Origin of the sequence: Mesorhizobium sp. Z1-4, from assembly GCF_004000235.1 — a bacterium.
GTDB lineage: Bacteria > Pseudomonadota > Alphaproteobacteria > Rhizobiales > Rhizobiaceae > RCIO01.
Map to the genome: position 1 here is coordinate 239875 of NZ_RCIO01000002.1, position 15905 is coordinate 255779.

The following is a 15905-nucleotide window of genomic DNA, read 5'->3' on the forward strand; positions in this document are numbered from 1 at the left end:
GGGCTGCAACTACTTCTCCGTAAGCTTGAGCTCGATGCGGCGGTTCTTGGAACGCGCCTCGGCGGTGTCGGCATTGTCGAGCGGCTGGAACTCGCCGAAGCCGGCGGCGACAAGCCGCTCGGCCGGAACGCCTTCCTCGATCAGATATTTCACCACGGAAGTGGAACGGGCCGTCGAGAGTTCCCAGTTGTCGCGGTAACGCCCGGCGCCCGAGAGCGGGATGTTGTCGGTGTGGCCGTCGACGCGCAGCACCCAGTTGATCTCGGGCGGTATCTCGCGCTGGAGTTCGAGGATCGCTCCGGCGAGCTTGGCCATTTCCTCGCGGCCGGCATCGTTGATGATCTCGGAGCCCGACGGGAACAGCACTTCCGACTGGAAGACAAAACGGTCGCCGACGATGCGGATGTTTTCGCGGTCGGACAGGATTTCGCGCAAGCGGCCGAAGAAGTCTGACCGGTAGCGGTTGAGCTCCTGCACACGCTGGGCAAGCGCTACGTTCAACCGACGACCGAGGTCGGCAATCTTGGTGTTGGATTCGCGATCGCGCTGTTCCGAAACCTCAAGCGCTGCCTCCAGCGCGCCGATCTGTTTGCGCAGTGCGGCGATCTGCTGGTTGAGGAGCTCGACCTGGCTCAGCGCGCGCTGGCTTATCTGCTTTTCATCGTCGAGTTGTTCCGACAGCGCACCGACGCGCGCTTCGGCCTGCGCGCCGGCACCTGCGCCGGCCGAAAGGAGTTGCTGCAAACGGCTGCGCTCGGCCTCCGCGTCGGAAAGCGAGGCGGAGAGGGCGGCGAGCTGATCTTCTGCGTCCTGTGTGTTGGAGCGTTCCAGCGCCAGCAGCTGAGTGAGTTCGTTGATTTGCGCATTGAGGCGGGTCAGCACCTCGTCGCGTTCGGTGACCTCCTGGCTGAGCAGAAACTGCGCCAGCACGAACACCGACAGCAGGAACATGATTGCCAGAAGCAGCGTCGACAGGGCGTCGACGAAACCCGGCCAATAATCGACCCCGCGATTGCCGCGCCTTGCCCGCGCGAGCGCCATGCTATTTTTTCTCCTGCCGCGCCAGCGCCGCGGCTATCTTGTCGAGCGTCTCGCGCAGCGCGCGCTGATCTTTCGACTGCGCCTCCACCCAGTCACGCATCATCTGCTGCTCGGTGCGCATGTTTTTCACCAGCCCGGAAATGCCGTCGGCAAGGCTCGCCATCGAGGCGGCAATGCGCGGATTGGAGGCGCCGCCTTCCTGCATTGAGCGCAGCCGTTCGGCCAAGGCCTTCATCTCCTCGGAGGTTTCGGCCTTGGAGGAATCGATCACCGGAATGTCGGAATTGAGGTCGGTGACGCTGGAGAGCCAGTTTTCGAGCTCGGTGTAGAAGCGGTTCTGCGCGCGCCCGGCCTGCAGGTCGAGAAAGCCCAACACAAGCGAACCGGACAGGCCGAACAGTGACGACGAAAACGCCGTACCCATGCCGGCAAGCGGCGCGCTGAGGCCGGATTTCAGCGCCGCAAGCACGTCATTCGTGCTTCCGGAACCGGGATCGAGCGTGGCGATCGTGTCGCCGATCGACCCGATCGTCTGCAGCAAACCCCAGAACGTGCCCAGCAGCCCGAGGAAAACGAGAAGGCCGATGAGATAGCGCGAGATGTCGCGGCTTTCGTCGAGGCGGGTGGCGATGGAATCCAGTATCGAGCGCATGGAACTCGTCGACAGCGCCATTTTCGATGAGCGGCTGAGCAGCGCACGCATCGGTGCGAGGAGCACCGGGTCGCGGCCTTCGGAGCCGGCGCGAAACGAATTCACCCAGCGCACTTCGCGGAACAGTCGGCCGACCTGCAGGAACGCAAGCAGCACGCCAACGCCGAGAACGCCGAGGATGAGGCCGTTGAGGCCGGGATTGGTGTAGAAGGCGGAAGCGATCTGCCGGTAAAGAATGGCGGCGACAAAACCCGATATCGCCAGAAATATCAGCATGGAAAGCAGGAAGACCTGCGGGCTGGACAGATTGCGCGGATCGTAATCCGCATCCTCGGCGCCAACGGCGTCCATTCCCAGCGATCTAAACAATGCCATAGGCCAGCCCCGGTTGATTCCGCCACGGAAGATGGGGAGGACTCTAAACGGAATTGTGACGAAATTGAAAGAAGCGCTGCGATAGCCGTATCGCGCGCTGAAGCGCGCGCGATACTTTTGCGGTCACGCGGTGTTTGCAGGCTTCTTCAGCGCTTCGATCATGGCGCGGTGGATCGCTTCGTTGCCGGCGACGATCGAACCGTTGTCGAACATGTCCCGGCCACCCTCGCGGTCGGTCGCGAAGCCGCCCGACTCGCGCACCATAAGGATGCCGGCGGCAAGGTCCCATGGCGCCAATGCGTCTTCCCAGAAGCCGTCCATGCGGCCCGCCGCGACATAGGCGAGGTCGAGTGCCGCCGAGCCAAGGCGGCGAATGCCGGCGGTCTCGGTCATCATAGTGCGCAGGTCGAGAAGCGCGCGGCCGTGGTTGCCGCGGCCGAGATGCGGGATACCGGTACCAACGACGCTGTCGACCAGCTTGGTGCGTGCTGCGACCCGCATGCGGCGATCGTTCAGGAAGGCGCCATTGCCGCGCTCGGCGGTGTAAAGCTCGTCCATTACCGGGTTGAAGATGACACCGGCGACGAGCTCGCCCTGACGCTCAAGTGCGATCGAGATCGAAAAGACCGGAATGCCGTGCAGGAAATTCGTCGTGCCGTCGAGCGGGTCGACGATCCAGCGATGCTGATCGTCGTCGCCTTCAACCGCGCCGCGTTCTTCCATCAGGAAGGAGTAGCCAGGGCGGGCGCGAGACAGCTCGTTGTAGATGATATCCTCGGCCTTGCGGTCGGCCTGGCTAACATAGTCGCCAGGGCCTTTGAGCGAGACCTGCAGGTTCTGAACTTCGCCGAAATCGCGCGCCAGCGACCGACCCGCCTTGAGGGCGGCCTGCGTCATTACATTAAGGAGCGCGGAACGGGCCATGTTGGTTTCCTGGGCATTAGGCAATGGGCGCCGGGCAGCCGGAACCGACTGCCAAGTGCCGTGATCCGCCTGCAGTTAGTCGGCGCGGCGGATATAGGTAAGTTCGTTCGTATCGACGATGATGCGCTCGCCTGTGGAGATGAATGGCGGCACCATAACCCGCACGCCGTTTTCAAGCACTGCGGGCTTGTAGGAGGAGGCGGCCGTCTGGCCCTTCACCACCGGGTCAGCCTCGCTGACTTCCAGCGTTACCTGATCGGGCAGAGAAATGCCGATCGGCTTTTCCTCATAGAGTTCGACCGTGACGGTCATGCCGTCCTGCAGAAAGGCTGCGCGGTCACCGACGAAATCCTTCTGCAGCTCAAGCTGCTCGTAGGACTCGGTGTCCATGAAGATGAGCATCTCGCCCTGTTCGTAGAGGAAGGAGAAGTCCTTCTGTTCGAGACGGACGCGCTCCACCGTTTCGGAGGCGCGGAAGCGCTCGTTGAGCTTGGTGCCGTCGATGAGGTTCTTCAGTTCGACCTGATTGAAGGCGCCGCCCTTGCCGGGCTTAACCGCGTTGGTCTTCACCGCCGCCCACAGGCCGCCATTGTGCTCGATGACATTGCCGGGACGGATTTCGTTGCCGTTGATCTTGGCCATTTGTGATCTCGATGAGGGATTTGCGGCCGATTGGCCAAATTCGGCGCCTCCATGATCACAAATCGCCCTTTGAAGCAAGGGGAGGCGATTTTCAGCGCAGCCGGTTGGCCTGAGCGATGGCGTCGCGCCGCTCCTCGTCAGTGAGGCCTTCGAGGAAGACATCCATCTCGGGATCCACCAGCCCGGCACGGCGGGCAAGAACATACCAGGCTGCCCCTGCAATGACGTCAGGTTCGGTGCCGATGCCGGCGCGATAGAGTTTGGCAAGGCGGTTGGCCGCGGCGATGTTGCCGCCTTGCGCCGCACGCTTCAGCCAGCCGAACCCTGCAACGGCATCGGCGTCGCCACCGCGGCCAAGCACCAGCCAGGTGCCAAGTTCAAGCTGGGCAGTGTCGTAGTTCTGATGCGCGGCCCGCGCCAGCCAGAGGCGTGCCGCTGCATCGTCCTTCTGCCGGCTGCCGGCTCCGTCGGCATAGACCTGCGCCATTGCATATTGGGCATCGGCTAGGCCGGCCTGCGCGGCTTCCTCGTAAAAGCCGATGGCCCGCTCGAGACCGTCGGCGCCCTGATGGCGGTCGAGCAGCATCTGCGCGAAATTGAACTGCGCGAAGGTGTTTCCGGCATTCGCCGCGTCTTCCATCAGCGCATATGCCTGATCCTCGTCCTTCTCGACATAGGTTCCGTCGATCAAGAGCAGCGCATACTGGAACTGCGCTTCCGGGTTGCCCTGCTCGGCGGCGCGGCGATACCAGTTCGCCGCCTGCTCCGGATCGCGGCGTATGCCCAGACCGCGGGCATAAATCTCCGCAATCAGCGTCTGTGCCGCGTCGTCGCCTTCTTCGGCGCGCGGTTTGGCAAGGTTGAAGGCGGTGACGTAAAGCCCGCGCTGATAGGCGCCGAAAGCGGCATCCGGTGCGTTGCCGAAGCGCTGCGGGTCAATGCGCGCCGACGGCGTTATCTGGGTGGGCGCCGGCAGCAGACGCTGCCCGTCGTCCTCAGCCTTGTCCGTCTGCGCCCATGCCCAGCCGGTGGAAGCGGCGAGAAGCATGATCGTCAAGGCGGAACGACACGATCGCTGCATCAGGCAGCCTCGAAGCGCGGTGCGGATGTGTCGAGAAGCGCGTTGGCGCGCGCCACCTCGGTGCAGGGGTCGCGGCCTTCGCCGAAGACGGCTTCACCCAGAGCGGCGAATTCGACACCGGTCGCCGCGACGGCCTCAATCGAGGAGACGTCGTTGCCGCCAAGCACGATGCAGGGGATCGAGACCATTTCGGCCCACCATGCGCCGAGCTGAAGATTGCGCGGATGAGGCTCGGATTTGTTGTCGTAGCCGAAGCGGCCGAAAAAGATGTAGTCCGGCTGGCATTCGCCGAGACCGAGCGCGTCGTCGCGCGATTTCGCACCACCGGCGCCAATCGCCATCTTGGAGCCGAAGCGCTCGATGATGTCGGAAAGATCGGCCGCTTTGCCCTCGAAGTGAATGCCATCGGCTTTCACCCGGCCTGCGACGCGCGTGTCGCCTGCGATTATCACCGCGGCGCCAGCCTGTTGCGCGACAGGTACCAACGCTTCGCACAGCTCCTGAAACTCGTCGTCTGAGCGATCATGCTGCGGAATGATCAGCGATGCGACGTCGCCACCCGCGCAAGCGGCCTGCAGCCGGCTCGCGGCATCGGCGCGCTTTTCTTCCTGCGGCCAGATCAGCACCAGTCTGCAGCGATTGAGTTCGGCTTTGCCCGTCATCCGTTTCCAGCTCCGCCCGGTTCCTGCGTGGCGATCATGGTCGGATTTGGGCAATAAACCAGCGGCGGCGGCACGAACAGGGCAAAGGCCGGGTATTTTAGTGCCAGCATATGCTTTGGGCTCGCAATTCACCACGGAAGCCGCTAGTCGGTGTGTGCAATCGATTTCGACAGCATGTCTGACCTTCTTTACGATCCCTGGTTCTACGCAGCCTCCATTCCCGCCGTAATGCTCGTTGGTTTTTCCAAGGGCGGCTTCGGTGGCGCGATGGCGCTGATAGGGGTGCCGCTGATGGCGCTGGTCATGTCGCCGGTGCAGGCCGCGGCGATCATGCTGCCAATCCTGCTGGTAATGGACGCAGTGTCGCTGTGGACCTGGCGTGGGACCTACGACCGCAAGATGCTGGGGCTGATGCTCCCTGGCGCGCTTATCGGTATCGCGATCGGCTGGGCGACCGCGGCTTTTGTCACCGTCGCCGCGGTGCGGCTGATTATCGGCATTGTCTCACTGACGTTTTTCCTGCGCTGGCTGGTGCAGTTCCTGCAAAAAGCCGACCAGGTGGCGCGCCCGCACAATGCGGTGCGGGCGTCGTTCTGGGCGACCATTTCGGGGTTCACGAGTTTCGTCGGCCATGCGGGCGGACCGCCCTATCAGATTTATGCGCTGCAGCTGGGTCACTCGCCGGCGCTTTATGCCGGTACGTCGGTGATCTTCTTTGCCATCGTCAACGCGGTGAAGGTGGTGCCCTATTTCGCGCTGGGCCAGTTCGATACGACCAACCTGTCCGCCTCGGCGATCCTGATGCCGGTGGCGCCGATCGCCACCCTTGCCGGCGCCTGGCTGGTGCGGCGCCTGCGAGCGAGCATTTTCTACGGCTTCACCTATTCGATGATGTTCCTCGTCGCGATCAAGCTGATCTATGATGGCCTGATCGACATTTTCGGCTAGCGGCCAGACGAAATCTCGTCATCATGGGCGCAAGGCCCAAAGACGCCGCAAGAGCGTCGGCAATGATGGGAGGGATAATGGCCAACGCATATGAGCGGGACCTCGACCGCCGCGAAGCAAACCACCAGCCGCTGACGCCGCTGACCTATCTGGAGCGGGCGGCAAGGACCTTTCCCAAGCAAACCGCGATCGTCCATGGCACGATGCGGATGAACTATCGCGACTTCTGGGCCCGCTCGCTGAAGCTTGGCTCGGCGCTCGCCAAGCGCGGTATCGGCAAAGGCGACACCGTGTCGGTCATGCTGTCGAATACGCCGGCGATGCTCGAAGCGCATTTCGGCGTGCCGATGGTGAAAGCGGTGCTGCATTCGATGAATACGCGGCTCGACGCCGCGATCATCGCCTTCCAGCTCGACCACGCCGAAGCGAAGCTCCTGATCGTCGATCGCGAGTTTTCCGGCATCGTGGCCGAGGCGCTTGAGATAGCCAAGGTGAAGCCGCTGGTGGTGGACTATGACGATCCGGAGTTTCCCGACGACGCGCCTTACGCCAAGGGCGAGTGCATCGGCAGTCTCGACTATGAGGCCCTCGTGGCGGAAGGCGACGAGAGCTTCGACTGGTCGATGCCTGATGACGAATGGGATGCGATCTCGCTCAACTACACCTCTGGCACGACGGGCAATCCGAAAGGCGTGGTCTATCACCATCGCGGCGCGGCGCTGATGGCCTACACCAACACCATCCATGCCGGCATGGGCCGGCACCCGGTCTATCTCTGGACTTTGCCGATGTTCCACTGCAACGGCTGGTGTTTTCCGTGGACGCTCTCCGTGCAGGCCGGCACACATGTGTGCCTGCGCTGGGTGAGGGCCAAGGCAATGTATGACGCGATCGCCGACCATGGTGTGACGCATCTTTGCGGCGCGCCGATCGTGATGTCGACGCTGCTCAACGCGCCCGACGACGAGAAGCGGGCGTTTGGGCAAACGGTGACATTCAATACCGCCGCTGCGCCGCCGCCCGAAGCGGTGCTCGCCGGCATGGCCGATGCAGGCTTCGCCGTCACCCATCTCTACGGGCTCACCGAGACTTATGGTCCGGCGGTGGTGAATGAGTGGCACGCGGAGTGGGACGAGCTCGAGCCTGGCCCGCGCACGGCCAAGAAAGCGCGGCAGGGCGTGCGCTACGCGGCGCTCGAAGGGCTTTCGGTAATCGACCCCGAGACGATGCAACCGACGCCGGCCGATGGCGAGACCATCGGCGAGGTGATGTTCCGCGGCAATATCGTGATGAAAGGCTATTTGAAGAACCGGGACGCCACCGAGGAAGCCTTTGCCGGCGGCTGGTTCCATTCGGGCGATCTGGGCGTCATGCACCCCGACGGCTACATCCAGCTCAAGGACCGCTCAAAGGACATCATCATCTCGGGCGGCGAGAACATCTCTTCGATCGAGGTGGAGGACGCGCTTTACAAACACGCCGCTGTCGCCGCCTGCGGGGTGGTGGCGCGGCAGGACGACAAGTGGGGCGAGGTGCCGGTCGCCTATGTGGAGCTGAAACCCGGCAGGTCGGCGAGCGAGGCGGAGATCATCGAACACTGCCGTTCGCTGCTTGCGCGCTTCAAATGCCCGAAGGCGGTGATCTTTGCCGAGATACCGAAAACCAGCACCGGCAAGATCCAGAAGTTCAGGCTGAGGGATATGGCGCGGGGCCAAGACGGGCAGATTGCGCCATCATGACGGTCGACGCCCCAACGGGTGAAGATGGTCAACGGAATTTCCGGCATTCGAACCGTATTTTTTCGGACCCGTTAACCCAGCGTTAAGCTTTACGGGCGTTTACTGTGTGCATCCAGTGATCTGGATTCCGACGAAGCGGTTTCTCCCTTCGTTTGACGCCTCCCTGTTTAACTTCTGAGAGCCGCCTATGCGGCTCTTTTTTTTGACGAACTCGGCGCGTTAACCCTCTGTTAAACATGACCTTGCGCGCGCGCCCAACTGGCGGCATGTTTTCGTGCGCTCGAGGGGGCGCGGACAGCATTGACGACAAAGCGCGTTTGTTGCGACAAGCGCGGCGCATCAAAAACAGGTGGGACATGGCGGCGACGAACGGTACGACTTCAAACGACGATACCAATCTGGTCAGCCTGGCCGAGCGGCGCGTTTTTTCGAGCTCGTTCCGCCCGCTCTATGATGAAGGCATGCAGCTTGTGGAGTGCGCTGCGGAGTATTTGGACGGCGAGGGACGCACCGAAGCCAAGCGCCTGTCGCGCATTGCCGCAACGCTTTATGCCGCAGAATCCATGCGTCTCACCACCCGGCTGATGCAGGTTGCCTCGTGGCTGTTGCTGCAGCGCGCCGCCAATTCCGGCGAGATGACGCGAGACCAGGTGGCTTCGGAAAAGACGAAGGTTCACCTCGACACCGCCTCGGCGCAAGAGGGCATCGACGGCTGGAATGAGCTTCCCGAAGCGTTCCGCGATATCGTTGCTCGATCGCTTTCGCTCCAGTCGCTGGTGCGGCGCATGGACGAAGAGATCTATGGGCAGAAGCAGGACGCTCCAGCCAAGATGCGCTTCGGCAGCAATCCTGTCTCGGAGCAGATCACACTGCTCAGCACGGCGTTTGGCGGCCGCTGACGCGGCGTACATTCAGTCGAATCTTTCCCCAAGCAACGCAAACACACCGTCCCAAAGCGGCAGGGCAAGCGCTGCCGCAAGGACGATCAGCCAGTATGTGACAAGGCGATAGGTGCGTTCGCTGGCCAAGCCGAAGAGGCGCCCGCCGACGAGCAGCCCGGCGAAGTAGACCGGTGTCGCGGCCAACGCGACCATCACCGGACCGCGCTCGAACATGCCCGCCAGCGCCAGATTGCCGACCGAAACGAATTCGGCCAGGAAAAACAGCACCAGCAGGTTGGCGCGGATGATGGCGGCCGGGTATGCGGATGCCAGCCAGTAGACCAGCACCGGCGGTCCGGGGATGGAGGCAATTCCGGACAGGACGCCGGCCACGCTGCCCGTCGCCAGCGACAGCGGGTTGGTGCGGCGGCCGCTGTAACGCCAGCCCGACCACAGCATGATTACGCACGCGAAAATGGCCGCGCTGATGCCCCAGCGCAGCAGCACCGGATCGCTGTTGCGCAGGATGTAGAGGCCGACCGGAAAGAACAGGAACAGGCCGGCGAAGATGGGCAGCACCTCGCGCCATCTGGCGATGCGCAACGCCGGTATCGTGATCGGGATTATCGGTAGCAGATCGATGACGACCAGAATGACAATCGCCCAGCGCGGTGAATAGAGCGCGGCAGCGACCGGCGCCACGATCATGCCGGTGCCGAAGCCCGACATGCCCCGCGCCACGCCGGCCACCGCGACAACGGCGAGCAAGGCGATCAGGCGGGGGTCGGAAAGAAATTCTAACAAGGCAGCTTCCCGCATAAGCCGCGAGTTACGCTGTTCGAGCAGCATCGGGAAGACCATTTCGGTTGGACCAGCGGTCGCGAAACCTGTGTTTCGTTTCCGGTTTGTTCACATTTCGATGGCATTTGCGATGCGAATGTCTACGGTCGGCCTCATGAACAATACGATTCGCATTATCGGCATCGACCCCGGTCTCAGGGCTACGGGCTGGGGGGTTGTGGAGAGCGCCGGCAGCGCACTGCGTTTCGTGGCCGCCGGCACGCTGAAGTCGGACGCCAAGGCCGATCTGGCGACGCGGCTTTGCCAGCTTCACGACGGGCTGGAAGCAGTGGTTGGCGAATATGCGCCGGCCGAGGCAGCCGTCGAGGCGACATTCGTGAACAAGGACGCGGCGGCGACGCTCAAGCTCGGCCAGGCGCGCGGCATCGCCATGCTGGTGCCGGCGCGCGCCGGACTGCGGGTCGCCGAATATGCGCCGAACGCGGTGAAGAAGACGGTGATCGGCGTCGGCCACGGCGACAAGAAGCAGATCCAGCTGATGGTTCGGGTGTTGCTGCCCAAAGCGCTGATCGACAGCGAGCATGCCGCGGACGCGCTGGCGATCGCGATCTGCCACACGCACCACAGGCAAAGTGTGGTGAGCCGGCTGGCGATGGCCGGCTAGTTTTGTTCTTGACTTGTTCCGTTTGCATGGGTAGGTATTACCTCGAAAGGTAATACCATGCGCGTGACCACCAAAGGCCAGGTAACCATTCCCAAGGGCATTCGCGACCGGCTCGGCATCAAGCCGGGCTCGGAGGTCGAGTTTGTGCCCCGCTCCGACGGGAAGGTCGAACTGCTGCGGAAAGGCGACGGCGGTGATGCGGCGCATAAGCGCTCCAAATCTATTCGCAGTTGGGCCGAACGGGTGCGCGGCACGGTTGATTCCGACGGGATGACACCTGACGAGTATTATGACTGGATACGTGGGCCGCGCGATGACCTCGGTCCTGGTTGATTCCAACATCTTCTTTGACGTGATGTTTGGCGGCGCGGCTTGGGGGTGGTCGACCAACAGGCTGGCCGAACTGGGTGCTACCCGAAAGCTGGCGGTCAATCCGGTTATCTGGGCAGAAGTCGGCGCAAGCTTCGAAACACTAGCCGATCTTGATCGTTCGCTGGATGGCCTCATGCTGGAAAAGCTGTCTATTTCATTCGATGTCGCGTTTCGGGCTGGCCAGGCGCATCGCGCCTATCGCCATGCCGGAGGGCAACGCGAGAGGACCTTGCCGGACTTTTTGGTCGGCGCGCATGGGGAAGTGGATCGACACGCGGTACTGACGCGCGATCCGAAGCGCTATCGAAGCTATTTCCCCGACCTAGAAATCATCTCACCGGACACGCATCCATGATCGGCAAGCTGAAGGGGATCGTCGACGAGATCGGCGAGGATCATTGCGTCATCGATGTGCAGGGGGTCGGCTATGTCGCCTATTGCCCTGTGCGCACGCTTGCCGCGCTGCCCTCGCCCGGCGAGGCGACGACGCTGTTCATCGAAACCTATGTGCGCGAAGACATGATCCGGCTTTACGGGTTCGGCTCGGCGCTGGAGCGCGAGTGGTTTCGCCTTTTGCAGAACAACGTGCAGGGCGTTGGGGCCAAGGTTGCGCTTGCCGTCCTTTCCACATTGTCGCCGCCCGAACTCGCCAACGCGATTGCGCTGCGCGATTTCGCCATGGTGGCGCGGGCGCCCGGCGTCGGCCGCAAGGTGGCGGAGCGCATCGTGACCGAATTGAAGAGCAAGGCGCCGGCATTCGCAGGTGAGGCGTCGGAAACGATCGGGCTCAAACAGGAACTGGGCGAGGGAGCCGCACCCGCTCCCGTAGCGGACGCGGTGTCGGCGCTCGCCAATCTCGGATATTCGCGGGACATCGCGGCCAACGCCATCGCCGCCGCGCTGAAAAGTGCCGGCGAAGATGCGGATTCGGCCAAGCTGATCCGGCTGGGGCTCAAGGAGCTGGCGCGTTAGCCCTTGCTCGGAGGGCAAATCCTTACTATTTTATAAAAGTAAGGAAATGCGATTGAAAGTAGCGAAATGGGTATCGAGTCCAAACTTACGGCAAAAGGCCAGACAACGGTCCCGATTGAGGTTCGCGAATATCTCGGCCTCGGCCCGGGCGACCATGTTCGCTATGTGTTGATCGGAGACCGGGTTGAATTGGTGCCCCGGAACCGGCCGGTTTCTTCGATTTTCGGGCTTCTGGCCGATTTTGGGGTTCAGGGCACCTCAATCGAGGATTACAAGGAAGCCGTGGCTGACGCCGTTGCCGACCGGGAAGCGCAGCGCGCCGGCAAACCTGGCAAGGACGCGGCATGAGCCTTGTCGGAATAGACTCCAATATCCTGCTCAGGGCCTTGCTCAACGACAGCCCGCAACAATCGGCGCTATCGCAGGCTTTTCTTGAGACCCTGAATGCGGACAAACGCGGATATGTCGGCGTAACAGTGCTGCTTGAAGTTTTCTGGGTCCTGAACCGGCGCAACAAGGTGCCGCGCGATCGCGTTGCCGCAACGTTCGATGCACTCCTGACGCTGGAGCATGTCGAGTTCGAGGATTTCGACAGCGTCCGCAGGTCGATCGCGGCCTACCTGAATGACGGTGTCGATTTTCCCGATATATTGTTGAGCGAACGCAACCGCGACACGGGTTGCACGGCAACCATGACGTTCGACGGCATGGCAGCCAAACGGATACCCTCCATGGAACTTCTTTCATGACCACCGCTCCCCGCCTTGTAGCCGCCGAGGAACGCGGCGAAGACGCCGAGGTTTCGCTCAGGCCGCAAACGCTGGACGAATTCATCGGCCAGGCGGCGGCGCGGGCGAACCTGAAAGTTTTCGTGGAAGCGGCGCGCGGGCGCGGCGAGGCGCTGGACCATGTTCTGTTTGTCGGGCCGCCCGGTCTCGGCAAGACGACGCTGGCGCAGATCATGGCGCGCGAGCTCGGCGTGAACTTCCGCTCGACGTCGGGCCCGGTGATCGCCAAGGCGGGCGATCTCGCAGCTCTTCTCACAAATCTGGAAGACCGAGACGTTCTCTTCATCGACGAAATTCACCGGCTGTCGCCGGCGGTGGAGGAAATCCTCTACCCCGCGATGGAGGACTTCCAGCTCGATCTCATTATCGGCGAAGGGCCGGCGGCGCGTTCAGTGAAGATCGACCTCGCGCGCTTCACGCTGGTGGCGGCGACGACGCGGCTTGGGCTGATCACCAACCCGCTGCGCGACCGCTTCGGCATTCCCGTCAGGCTCGATTTCTATTCGGCCGCCGAGCTGGAGACGATCGTGCGGCGCGGGGCGCGCATACTCTCGCTCAACATGAGTGACGACGGTGCGCGCGAGATCGCCATGCGGGCGCGGGGCACGCCGCGCATCGCGGGGCGGCTTCTGCGGCGGGTGCGCGACTTCGCCAATGTGGCAGGCGCGGACGTCGTGAACCGCACGGTGGCGGACGAGGCGCTTTCGCGGCTCGAAGTGGACGCGCTCGGCCTCGACAATCTCGACCGGCGCTATTTGAACATCATCGCCAGGAATTTCGGTGGCGGGCCGGTGGGGATCGAGACGATCGCTGCAAGTCTTTCGGAGCCGCGCGACGCGATCGAGGATATCATCGAGCCCTATCTGATCCAGCAGGGTTTCCTGCAGCGTACCCCGCGCGGGCGCGTGCTGGCGGCCAATGCCTGGCGGCACCTCGGCCTCGAAGCACCGAAGGATATCGCGCAGCGCCAGATCGGCCTGTTCGAGGACGAGTGAGACCAGCCGGATCGACTAACTAGCCGACGGCGACCATGACCGCGCCGGCGGCAATGAGTGCAACGCCGCCCCAGCCCAGCAACGACATCTGCTCGCCGAGAAGCAGCGCGCCGAACACGGCGACGAAGACAACGCTCAGCTTGTCGACCGGTGCAACCTGTGAGGCATTGCCCAGCTGCAGGGCGCGGAAATAGCAGAGCCACGAGGCGCCGGTGGCGAGGCCCGACAGCACCAGAAATGTAAGTGTCTTTGAGGACAGGGCGGCAATGCTCTGCGTTTCGCCGGTACTCCAGACGAGAAGGCCGAGCGCTGCAACCACGACGATGGTACGCAGGAAGGTCGCGAAGTTGGAATTGATATCGCTGACACCGATCTTGGCAAAGATCGCGGTCAAAGCGGCGAAGACGGCGGCGAGCAAGGCCCAGAACTGCCAGCTTTCGGTCATTGCGGTTCTCCCGAATTCGAGCCGCATCTTGCGTCAGCGCTCCGGCGGGGTCCACTCCGAAGGCGGCACCTTGCGGTCGCGCATCCTGATCGCGAGGCCTAAGGCAACGCCGACGCCAATCGCGACGGTGAGGTCGACAAGCACCGTCAGCGCCAGCGTTACGACAAGCAGAACACGATCCCGCGTGCGCGCGCTTGCGTAAGCGGGCCAGCGATGCGGCTCGCTCATGTTCCAGGCAGTGAGGATGAGCAGTCCTGCAAGCGCCGGCATCGCCAAATAGCCGGCGAGTGGCGCCATCGTCATCATCACAACCAAGATGACAAGCGCATGCACGATACCGGCAACCGGCGTCTTGCCGCCGGCGCGGACATTCGTGGCGGTGCGGGCGATGGCGCCGGTGGCCGGTAGACCACCGAAGAGCGACGAGCCGATATTGGCGAAACCCTGTGCGAGAAGCTCTGCATTGGGCCGGTGGCTGCCGGCGATCATGCGGTCGGCGACCATTGCCGATAGCAGCGATTCCACCCCGGCCAGAAATGCGATGATGAGGGCCGACGGCAGCAGCTCGATCATCCGGTCCAGCGAAATCTGCGGCAAGGCAGGCAGCGGCAGCGTGTCCGGAAGAGCGCCGAAACGGGAGGCCAGCGTGTCGACCGGCCAGCCCATCTGCACAGCAAGGGCGGAACACAGCGTCACCGCGATAATGCTGCCCGGAATGCGCGGGCTGAGTTTTCTGAGGCCGACGATGATCGCGATGGTGAGCGCGGCAACCAGCAGGGCCTGCCAGTTGAACGAGGCTCGCGCGTCCCACAAGATCGGCAGCTTTTCGAGGAAATCGGCCGGGGCGTGGGTAAGCGACAGGCCGAGCGCGTCAGCCAGCTGGCTGGTGGCGATCACAATGGCAATGCCGATGGTGAAGCCGTTGACCACGGCTTCCGGAACGAAGGCGATCAAGCGGCCGAGGCGGAAATAGCCGGCGACGAGCAGGATGACACCCGCCATGAGCGTTGCCAGCACCAGGCCGTCATAGCCATGAGTGGCGATGACACCGAAGACGACGACGATGAAGGCGCCAGTCGGACCGCCGATCTGGACGCGGCTGCCGCCAAGCGCCGAAATCAGGAAGCCGCCGATGATTGCCGTGACGAGACCGGTTGCGGGACCTGCGCCGGAAGCGATGGCAATTGCCAGGCTCAGCGGCATTGCCACCATCGCAACGGTGATGCCGGCGACCAGATCGTCGGAAAAAAGCCGCCAGGAGTAGGTTTTGAGCGTGGTTATGATCTTGGGCTGGCGCACGGCGAAAACCGGTTGCGGAAGGGCTGCGGACAAGATGGCATCTCACGGTGGGCGGGCGGCTGCAAGGCATATGGGCCCGCTATGCGTTGGCACAGCCTTGCACCCGGCGGCGGAGCATGGCACCCAGAACGCATGGACAGCCAGAACGCAGCCCTCAATCCCGTCGAACCTATTGCGGGTGAATTGACCGCCTCCGGCCACCGGCTGGCGGCGCGGGTCTATTTCGCCGACACCGATTTCACCGGCGTTGTCTACCATGCCCGCTATCTGGAGTTCTTCGAACGCGGGCGGTCGGACTTCCTGCGCCTAGCAGGCGTTCACCACACTGAACTCGCCGACGGCAAACATGGCGAAACGCTCGCCTGGGTGGTGAAACGCATGGAGATCGATTTTCGCCAACCGGCTCGCATCGACGACATTCTGACCGTCGATACCGTGACGGAGGACGTGTCCGGAGCGCGCATCACCATGGCGCAGAAGATCAGCCGCGGCGACGACGTTCTTGTGACGGCAAAGGTGGAGGCCGCGATCATCGGCGGCAACGGACGACCGCGGCGTTTTCCCAAGGAATGGATACCGGCATTCATGCCGCAGGCGTAAATCCCGAACGCGCCTTAAGCATTA

At 62.9% G+C, this 15905-nt stretch carries 20 protein-coding genes; 11 read left to right on the forward strand and 9 right to left on the reverse strand.

Features of this window, described 5'->3' with window-relative positions; genetic code table 11:
* Positions 1–9 precede the first annotated feature (9 nt).
* The 6 genes from EP165_RS08180 to EP165_RS08205 form a co-directional block, all read right to left on the reverse strand.
* Entirely contained in the window at positions 10–1041 is a 1032-nt protein-coding gene (locus EP165_RS08180) for a peptidoglycan -binding protein (protein ID WP_127521337.1), read from the reverse strand.
* 1 nt (position 1042) lies between these two features.
* On the reverse strand, positions 1043–2068 hold the full coding sequence (locus tag EP165_RS08185; protein ID WP_127521339.1) for a MotA/TolQ/ExbB proton channel family protein: 1026 nt from the start codon (positions 2066–2068) through the stop codon (positions 1043–1045).
* Between the two features lie 123 nt (positions 2069–2191).
* Positions 2192–2992: an inositol monophosphatase family protein gene (locus EP165_RS08190; RefSeq protein WP_127521341.1), complete on the reverse strand. Its 801-nt coding sequence runs from the start codon at positions 2990–2992 to the stop codon at positions 2192–2194.
* 75 nt (positions 2993–3067) lie between these two features.
* Complete coding sequence (gene efp, locus EP165_RS08195; protein WP_127521343.1) at positions 3068–3634, reverse strand: elongation factor P; 567 nt, start codon at positions 3632–3634, stop codon at positions 3068–3070.
* Between the two features lie 91 nt (positions 3635–3725).
* On the reverse strand, positions 3726–4715 hold the full coding sequence (locus tag EP165_RS08200) for a tetratricopeptide repeat protein (RefSeq protein ID WP_127521345.1): 990 nt from the start codon (positions 4713–4715) through the stop codon (positions 3726–3728).
* Entirely contained in the window at positions 4715–5377 is a 663-nt protein-coding gene (locus EP165_RS08205; RefSeq protein ID WP_127521347.1) for a thiamine phosphate synthase, read from the reverse strand. Before EP165_RS08205 ends, EP165_RS08200 begins: the two co-directional genes overlap by 1 nt.
* Positions 5378–5551: 174 nt before the next feature.
* Here EP165_RS08205 and EP165_RS08210 point away from each other — a divergent pair, with 174 nt between their 5' ends.
* From EP165_RS08210 to rcdA, 3 genes are all read left to right on the forward strand, one after another.
* Positions 5552–6325 (forward strand): sulfite exporter TauE/SafE family protein, encoded by a 774-nt coding sequence (locus tag EP165_RS08210; RefSeq protein WP_127521349.1) that lies wholly within the window; start codon positions 5552–5554, stop codon positions 6323–6325.
* 77 nt (positions 6326–6402) lie between these two features.
* Positions 6403–8064, forward strand: coding sequence for an acyl-CoA synthetase (locus EP165_RS08215; RefSeq protein WP_127521351.1), 1662 nt, complete (start codon positions 6403–6405; stop codon positions 8062–8064).
* Between the two features lie 356 nt (positions 8065–8420).
* Entirely contained in the window at positions 8421–8963 is a 543-nt protein-coding gene (gene rcdA, locus EP165_RS08220; protein ID WP_127521353.1) for a protease adaptor protein RcdA, read from the forward strand.
* A gap of 12 nt (positions 8964–8975) precedes the next feature.
* Here the strand turns inward: rcdA and EP165_RS08225 are convergent, their stop codons facing one another.
* On the reverse strand, positions 8976–9749 hold the full coding sequence (locus tag EP165_RS08225) for a sulfite exporter TauE/SafE family protein (RefSeq protein ID WP_245440081.1): 774 nt from the start codon (positions 9747–9749) through the stop codon (positions 8976–8978).
* 151 nt (positions 9750–9900) lie between these two features.
* Here EP165_RS08225 and ruvC point away from each other — a divergent pair, with 151 nt between their 5' ends.
* The 7 genes from ruvC (at position 9901) to ruvB (ending at position 13537) form a co-directional block, all read left to right on the forward strand.
* Positions 9901–10410, forward strand: a complete 510-nt coding sequence (ruvC, locus tag EP165_RS08230; RefSeq protein ID WP_127521355.1) for a crossover junction endodeoxyribonuclease RuvC — start codon at positions 9901–9903, stop codon at positions 10408–10410.
* Positions 10411–10467: 57 nt separating this feature from the next.
* Positions 10468–10743: an AbrB/MazE/SpoVT family DNA-binding domain-containing protein gene (locus tag EP165_RS08235; RefSeq protein ID WP_127521358.1), complete on the forward strand. Its 276-nt coding sequence runs from the start codon at positions 10468–10470 to the stop codon at positions 10741–10743.
* The gene (locus EP165_RS08240; RefSeq protein WP_127522554.1) at positions 10724–11137 is read left to right on the forward strand and encodes a type II toxin-antitoxin system VapC family toxin; all 414 of its coding nucleotides are present in this window, start codon (positions 10724–10726) and stop codon (positions 11135–11137) included. Before EP165_RS08235 ends, EP165_RS08240 begins: the two co-directional genes overlap by 20 nt.
* Positions 11134–11754, forward strand: coding sequence for a Holliday junction branch migration protein RuvA (ruvA, locus tag EP165_RS08245; protein ID WP_127521359.1), 621 nt, complete (start codon positions 11134–11136; stop codon positions 11752–11754). Before EP165_RS08240 ends, ruvA begins: the two co-directional genes overlap by 4 nt.
* Positions 11755–11820: 66 nt before the next feature.
* Positions 11821–12102: an AbrB/MazE/SpoVT family DNA-binding domain-containing protein gene (locus EP165_RS08250; protein WP_127521361.1), complete on the forward strand. Its 282-nt coding sequence runs from the start codon at positions 11821–11823 to the stop codon at positions 12100–12102.
* Positions 12099–12503, forward strand: coding sequence for a type II toxin-antitoxin system VapC family toxin (locus EP165_RS08255; RefSeq protein ID WP_127521363.1), 405 nt, complete (start codon positions 12099–12101; stop codon positions 12501–12503). Before EP165_RS08250 ends, EP165_RS08255 begins: the two co-directional genes overlap by 4 nt.
* Positions 12500–13537, forward strand: coding sequence for a Holliday junction branch migration DNA helicase RuvB (ruvB, locus tag EP165_RS08260; RefSeq protein WP_127521365.1), 1038 nt, complete (start codon positions 12500–12502; stop codon positions 13535–13537). The genes EP165_RS08255 and ruvB overlap by 4 nt, the downstream gene beginning before the upstream one ends.
* Before the next feature lie 19 nt (positions 13538–13556).
* Here the strand turns inward: ruvB and EP165_RS08265 are convergent, their stop codons facing one another.
* Positions 13557–13982, reverse strand: a complete 426-nt coding sequence (locus EP165_RS08265; protein ID WP_127521367.1) for an EamA family transporter — start codon at positions 13980–13982, stop codon at positions 13557–13559.
* Between the two features lie 33 nt (positions 13983–14015).
* Positions 14016–15314, reverse strand: a complete 1299-nt coding sequence (locus EP165_RS08270; RefSeq protein ID WP_206075884.1) for a SulP family inorganic anion transporter — start codon at positions 15312–15314, stop codon at positions 14016–14018.
* A gap of 99 nt (positions 15315–15413) precedes the next feature.
* Here EP165_RS08270 and ybgC point away from each other — a divergent pair, with 99 nt between their 5' ends.
* Positions 15414–15881 (forward strand): tol-pal system-associated acyl-CoA thioesterase, encoded by a 468-nt coding sequence (ybgC, locus tag EP165_RS08275; RefSeq protein WP_127521369.1) that lies wholly within the window; start codon positions 15414–15416, stop codon positions 15879–15881.
* Positions 15882–15905 lie beyond the last annotated feature (24 nt).

Coding starts and splice junctions, on each gene's coding strand:
- EP165_RS08180 (WP_127521337.1), bottom strand. CDS start 1,041: ATGGCGCTCGCGCGGGCAAGGCGCGGCAATCGCGGGGTCGATTATTGG.
- EP165_RS08185 (WP_127521339.1), bottom strand. CDS start 2,068: ATGGCATTGTTTAGATCGCTGGGAATGGACGCCGTTGGCGCCGAGGAT.
- EP165_RS08190 (WP_127521341.1), bottom strand. CDS start 2,992: ATGGCCCGTTCCGCGCTCCTTAATGTAATGACGCAGGCCGCCCTCAAG.
- efp (WP_127521343.1), bottom strand. CDS start 3,634: ATGGCCAAGATCAACGGCAACGAAATCCGTCCCGGCAATGTCATCGAG.
- EP165_RS08200 (WP_127521345.1), bottom strand. CDS start 4,715: ATGCAGCGATCGTGTCGTTCCGCCTTGACGATCATGCTTCTCGCCGCT.
- EP165_RS08205 (WP_127521347.1), bottom strand. CDS start 5,377: ATGACGGGCAAAGCCGAACTCAATCGCTGCAGACTGGTGCTGATCTGG.
- EP165_RS08210 (WP_127521349.1), top strand. CDS start 5,552: ATGTCTGACCTTCTTTACGATCCCTGGTTCTACGCAGCCTCCATTCCC.
- EP165_RS08215 (WP_127521351.1), top strand. CDS start 6,403: ATGGCCAACGCATATGAGCGGGACCTCGACCGCCGCGAAGCAAACCAC.
- rcdA (WP_127521353.1), top strand. CDS start 8,421: ATGGCGGCGACGAACGGTACGACTTCAAACGACGATACCAATCTGGTC.
- ruvC (WP_127521355.1), top strand. CDS start 9,901: ATGAACAATACGATTCGCATTATCGGCATCGACCCCGGTCTCAGGGCT.
- EP165_RS08235 (WP_127521358.1), top strand. CDS start 10,468: ATGCGCGTGACCACCAAAGGCCAGGTAACCATTCCCAAGGGCATTCGC.
- EP165_RS08240 (WP_127522554.1), top strand. CDS start 10,724: ATGACCTCGGTCCTGGTTGATTCCAACATCTTCTTTGACGTGATGTTT.
- ruvA (WP_127521359.1), top strand. CDS start 11,134: ATGATCGGCAAGCTGAAGGGGATCGTCGACGAGATCGGCGAGGATCAT.
- EP165_RS08250 (WP_127521361.1), top strand. CDS start 11,821: ATGGGTATCGAGTCCAAACTTACGGCAAAAGGCCAGACAACGGTCCCG.
- EP165_RS08255 (WP_127521363.1), top strand. CDS start 12,099: ATGAGCCTTGTCGGAATAGACTCCAATATCCTGCTCAGGGCCTTGCTC.
- ruvB (WP_127521365.1), top strand. CDS start 12,500: ATGACCACCGCTCCCCGCCTTGTAGCCGCCGAGGAACGCGGCGAAGAC.
- EP165_RS08265 (WP_127521367.1), bottom strand. CDS start 13,982: ATGACCGAAAGCTGGCAGTTCTGGGCCTTGCTCGCCGCCGTCTTCGCC.
- ybgC (WP_127521369.1), top strand. CDS start 15,414: ATGGACAGCCAGAACGCAGCCCTCAATCCCGTCGAACCTATTGCGGGT.